Here is a 5,470-nt window from a genome sequence, read left to right on the forward strand (position 1 = left end):
GTTTCGGCCATCATCTGGGGCTTGGTCTGCGCCATCGCAATGTACTCCCTGGGCGTTCCGCCGCTGACCGCCGACGACGCCGAATACGCGATCGACGACACTCCGGCACTGAAATCGTCCGCCGATGAAACCACCGGAACCACCGGCAGTGGTGGGCTGAGCGGTCTGAGCGGCTTGCTGTCCGACGAACCCACCGAATCCGATGGAGATGCCGCAGCCGACACCGGAAGCGAACCGGCGACCGGAACGCCCACGATGGAATTGACACCGGCCGAAACCGCCCCCGCGGAAGAGACACCGGACGAAACCCCGGCGGAAGCACCAGCGGACGAAACCCCAGCGGACACGTCTGAGTCAACGCCCGAATAGGCCACTGGCCGACACAGCGATTGGGCAACACTTGCGTCCCCGTCCCGCCAAGGACGGTGCGACGCAACGAGGGCGGCCGCATTGCAGGTTTCTTGCGAACACGGACGGCCTCCCTTTCTTCTCCCCCGGCATCGAATCACATGCCACTGATCCACCTTGACGCCGCATGACACAAGCCACCTCGACCCTTGCGCCCGCCTGCGGCATTCGCAGCATGACCGGTCAGGGAAGGGCCGCGGGAAAGACGGACATCGGAACCGTCACGGTCGAGTTGCGGACGGTCAACAACCGCGGGTTCAAGTGTTCGGTGCGGACCCCGGATCCACTTTCCGGCAGCGAAGCGCTGATCGAATCGGTCGTCCGCGAACACTTGCACCGCGGCTCGATCAACCTGTCGATCAACCTGGAGCACCAGCAAGGCCAGACGCCGGTGCAGATCAACGACACCGTGCTGGCCGGCTACATTCGCCAGTGCAAAGCGGCCATGGAGCAGTCCGGCGTGGACACCGACGCGAACGTTTCCCTGGACGTCGCCGCCTTGCTGAACCTGCCCGGGGTCCAGACCGGAGCGCGGCCCAAGGGCGATGACGCCGAAAAAGTATTCCAGCAAGCCCGGCTGGTCGTCATCGCGGCGCTGGAAAACCTGATCGAAATGCGCGAGCAAGAAGGCGCCCACATGGCCGAAACACTGCTCGGCGATTGCGAAACGATCCGAGGGCACGTGCGAGCGATCGAGACACTGGCCCCGCAGGCGGCGGAGAGCTATCGGGTCCGTCTGGAGGGGAAAGTCCAGCGGGTCCTGGCCGAATATGATGCCGAAGTCAATCCGGTCGATCTGCTTCGCGAAGTCCAAGTGTATGCTGACAAGGCGGACGTCAGCGAGGAAATCACCCGCTTGGACAGTCACCTGAAGCTTTTTCAGGCGGTTTTGCGGGGGGAGAGCCCCGACGGCGACAAGGAATCCGGCCGCGACGAGCCGGTGGGGCGAAAACTGGATTTCATCATCCAGGAGATGTTCCGAGAGACCAACACGATCGGTTCCAAATCCGCTCACGCCGAGGTTTCGGCCATCGTGGTCGAAATCAAATGTGCGATCGAGCGGATGCGTGAACTGGTCCAAAACCTGGAGTAGCCCCCTAGGCGGAGCATCAACGATGGCTGAATCAACCTCCCCACGTCTGATCATCATTTCCGGGCCCAGCGGCGCCGGCAAGTCGACGGTGACACGACGGCTGTTGTCCGAGTGCGATCTGCCATTGCGATTGAGCGTCTCGGCGACCACCCGCGGCCCGCGCCCTGGCGAACAAGACGGAAGAGAATATCATTTCCTCTCTCAGCAACGTTTCCGTGAACTTCGCGATCAAGATGCCTTTCTTGAATGCAAAGAGGTGTTCGGCAAGGGACACTGGTACGGGACCTTGCGCAGTGAAGTCGCCGACGGGCTCGCCGCGGGAAATTGGATCATCCTTGAAATCGACGTTCAAGGTGCGATTGAGGTGATGGAGCATCTGGAGACCGATCCCATTTCGTTGTTCATTCATCCCGGCGGAATGGACGAACTGGAACGTCGTCTCCGCGACCGGGGAACGGAAACCGAAGCCGCGATTCAAAGCCGTTTGGAGACGGCCGCGGGTGAGATGCGGTTCGTGCACCGCTACCAATACGAAATCATTAACGGCTCGGTCGACGCGGCCGTCGCCCAAGTCTGCCAAATCCTCAGAGACCACCAGGAGAAACACACATGCTCGAAGAACTAAAAGACGAAGAGACCGTCAACAAGGTCGGCGGTCGATTCAAGTTGAGCACTTTGATTCAAAAGCGGCTCGTTCAGTTGAACCAAGGCAGCCGCGCGTTGGTCAACGTCGACACCCACGACAAGATGTCGATCGTGCTTCAAGAAATCATGCAGGACAAAATCGTCCTGAACATGGAAAACGAAGTCGAGCAAGTCCAAGAGATGGACTTGGATGCGACGATCGCCGCCGCCGAGTCTCCCGACTTGGACGCCGCGGACCTGTAGTTCGCTCGTCGCGGCAACGTCGGCCTGGTGACTCGTCCTGGCCAACGGTTTGTCGATTCAATCGCGACCGAAACAATCGTGAGCCGATGGCGCTAGCCACGGGCCCCCAACGGCAACGCCAGATACTTTGGCCACAAACCTGTTAGCGGAACGGCGCGAGCCGTCCGGTTTGACCGTCAAAGACCGGAGGGCTCGCGCCCTACCGCTAACAAAAAACACCCCGGCCGGTGTCAAAGTAAGTGGCATCGGACTCGCGTCGTGCCGCTCATTCGATCGTCGTTTCCTTGGCGTTGGGGCCCGTAGGCTAGCGCCAAACGGCTGATCATCGTTTGACATCCGTTCGCCTTTCCCCCCACGCTGTGCCATGCCGGAACCCGTTGCATCCAAGCGAATCCTGTTGGCCGTCGGTGGCGGGATCGCCGCCTACAAGGCCGCCATCTTGTGCAGCCGGCTGGCCCAAGCCGGCCACCGGGTGCAAACGGTGATGACGCGTTCGGCGACCGAGTTCCTGGGTCCGCCCACCCTGGCGGCGTTGTCTGGGCGGACGGTTGGCCTGGACGGTTTTGACGCCAAACATCCGCTCGGATCGCACATCGAACTGGCCCTCGACCTGGATCTGATGATCGTGGCGCCGGCGACGGCCAATTTGATCGCCAAGTTTTCTCAAGGCATTGCCGATGATCTGGTCAGCACGCTGTATCTGCAAAACACCGCTCCGGTCCTGATTGCGCCGGCGATGAGCGACCCAATGTGGAACAAACCGTCCGTCGGCCGCAACGTTGCCCAGCTGACCGCCGATGGCTGCCAGCTGATCGGCCCCGAATCGGGATGGTTGTCCTGTCGCGTCAAAGGGGTCGGACGGATGAGTGACCCGGAAGCGATTTTCCAGCGAGCGTTGGAAATCTTGGCCGCGTAGGATCGACGTTGAAAGCGATTGCGATGACAATGCTCGCCAATCCAGCTCACCGTTCTCATCGAATCGCGTCTCATGCCTTTATTCGTTTTTGGTCATCGTAACCCCGACACCGACGCGATCTGTGCGGCAATCGCCTACGCGGATTTCTTGCGTCGAACGACACGTCCCGATGCAATCGCGGCGAGTTGCGGACCGCCCAACCAGCGGACCGAGTACGCACTCAAAATCGCCAAGTTATCGGCGCCGCGGATCGTGATGGACGTGCATCCCCTGGTCGAGGACGTCTGCCAAACCGATGTCACGCTGGCCCATCGCGACGAAGTGTTTTACGACGTCTATCGGCGAATGGACGAGCGTGGGTTGCGGAGCATTCCCGTGGTCGAACCGGACGGCAAGCTGTCCGGGATCGTCTCGCTGCTGGATATCTTGGAACTGGTGCTCAACAGCGGCGTCGATCCGCTCAAGGCACGTCAGGTACGCACCAACCTCAGCAAAATCGCCTCGGTGCTCGGCGGGACGTTCCAGCATGCGGTCAACCCGGACGTGGACGAGGACTTGATCGTCAGCGTGGGGGCGATGAGTGCCGGCGGGTTCACCGACCACATCAAACAATTCCCTGCCGAAAAATTGCTCGTCGTCAGCGGCGATCGCCCGACCGTGCAATTGCCGGCCCTCGAACTCGGCGTCCGCGCGTTGATCGTGACGGGCGGCTACCAGTTGTCCGATGGGTTGATGCAATTGGCCAGGGCGCGGGGGATCACCGTCCTGGGCAGCCCGTTCGATACCGCCACGACAACGATGCGAATCAAGTCGGCACAGCTGATCGGCGATGTGGTCGAAGAGGACTTCATTTGGCTGCCCGCGCGGATGCCCGTCACCGAGGCACGGGACAAAATCTTTCGGTCACCGCAAGCCGTGTTCCCCGTCTTGGAAGACGGGCAACTGGTCGGCGTGCTCAGCAAAAGTGACTTGGTCAATCCGCCCAAGACCGAACTGGTGCTGGTCGACCACAACGAACTGGGCCAAGCCGTCGCCGGCGCCGACGAGGCGCGGATCGTCGAGGTGCTGGACCATCACCGATTGGGCGGATCGCTGAAATCGACCGAGCCGATTCGTTTGACGATGGAGCCGGTCGGATCGACGTGCACCCTGGTTGCAAAAATGTATCGCCAGGCCGGCATGGACCCCGAGCCGGGGATCGCGGTCTGCATGGCATCCGGGATGATCAGCGACACGCTCTACCTGCGTTCACCGACGACCACCCCGACCGATCGCGAGATGCTGGAGTGGTTGCAGCAGTTTTGCCCGATGCCGCTGGAATCGTTCGCCGAAAACTTCTTCCAAGTCGGCTCAGCCCTCCGCACCTGCTCGCCCGGTCAAGTCGTCCGCGAGGATTGCAAACACTTTGAAGAATCCGGGCACGCCTTTTCCATTTCGCAAATCGAAGAGATCGGATTCGATCTGTTCTGGGAACGCAAAGACGAATTGTTCGGCGCGCTGGAAAGCATGGCGCAAGAACAAAAGCTCGACTTCAGCGCCCTGTTGGTCACCGACATTGTCAGCAACGGCAGCCTGTTGATGATGAGCAGTGAACCGCAAGGCTGGGAAGACATCAACTATCCCGAACTCGAAGACCGCCTCTACCAACTCGACGGCGTCGTCAGCCGCAAGAAGCAATTGCTGCCCCTGATCAGCAGCCTGATGGAATCGATCTGATCGGCGGCATCAGAAATTGAATTCACCGCCCAAATGCAGACCGTGGGCGAGGTAGTCCGACTGGATCCACTGAACGCGCGGTCGCAGCGCACCGGCCAGCGGATCCATTCCGGGCGGAACCAACCCGGGATTCACGTCCCGGTCGATTTGCTCGGACGCGCGAATCACGTTGGGCAGATACAGCACCGAGTAACCGATGTTCGCGTGCAACCGATCGGTCAATCGGATCCCCAATCGGACGCCCAACTCGGGCACCAACGAAAACTCATCGCGACTCCGCGTGCCGCTGTTGGTCCGCTGCGCCAGCAGTCCGCCGTCGTAGGTTTGGCTCGTCGCCTGATCATCGATGGTGGTGCTGCCGGAAACCCGCAGCGTTTGTTCGGTGTTCCCCAGGGCGACGCGCATCGACGTTTCCAACCAGGCTCGCTGAAGCAACATGCGATGCACGA

The 5,470-nt window shown here is 60.9% G+C and carries 6 protein-coding genes and 1 pseudogene; 6 read left to right on the forward strand and 1 reads right to left on the reverse strand.

Annotated features, from left to right (window positions below; all coding sequences use genetic code 11):
• From ABX749_RS19910 to ABX749_RS19935, 6 genes and pseudogenes are all read left to right on the forward strand, one after another.
• A pseudogene (locus ABX749_RS19910) lies at positions 1-369 on the forward strand (hypothetical protein); the annotation flags it as partial.
• A 166-nt stretch (positions 370-535) separates the two neighbouring features.
• Positions 536-1,501 (forward strand): YicC/YloC family endoribonuclease, encoded by a 966-nt coding sequence (locus tag ABX749_RS19915; RefSeq protein WP_372897512.1) that lies wholly within the window; start codon positions 536-538, stop codon positions 1,499-1,501.
• 22 nt (positions 1,502-1,523) lie between these two features.
• Entirely contained in the window at positions 1,524-2,126 is a 603-nt protein-coding gene (gene gmk / locus ABX749_RS19920) for a guanylate kinase (protein ID WP_145212201.1), read from the forward strand.
• Complete coding sequence (locus tag ABX749_RS19925) at positions 2,111-2,389, forward strand: DNA-directed RNA polymerase subunit omega (protein WP_095741410.1); 279 nt, start codon at positions 2,111-2,113, stop codon at positions 2,387-2,389. Before gmk ends, ABX749_RS19925 begins: the two co-directional genes overlap by 16 nt.
• Before the next feature lie 364 nt (positions 2,390-2,753).
• A complete protein-coding gene (locus tag ABX749_RS19930; RefSeq protein WP_372897513.1) occupies positions 2,754-3,305 on the forward strand; it encodes a flavoprotein in 552 nt (183 codons plus the stop codon).
• Positions 3,306-3,377: 72 nt separating this feature from the next.
• A complete protein-coding gene (locus ABX749_RS19935; RefSeq protein WP_372897514.1) occupies positions 3,378-5,021 on the forward strand; it encodes a putative manganese-dependent inorganic diphosphatase in 1,644 nt (547 codons plus the stop codon).
• Positions 5,022-5,030: 9 nt separating this feature from the next.
• Here ABX749_RS19935 and ABX749_RS19940 read toward each other — a convergent pair.
• Positions 5,031-5,470: BBP7 family outer membrane beta-barrel protein (locus ABX749_RS19940; protein ID WP_372897515.1), on the reverse strand; the 440-nt coding region annotated here is incomplete at its 5' end.

The sequence above is a fragment of the Stieleria sp. genome (genome assembly GCF_041595215.1).
Classification (GTDB): domain Bacteria; phylum Planctomycetota; class Planctomycetia; order Pirellulales; family Pirellulaceae; genus Stieleria; species Stieleria magnilauensis.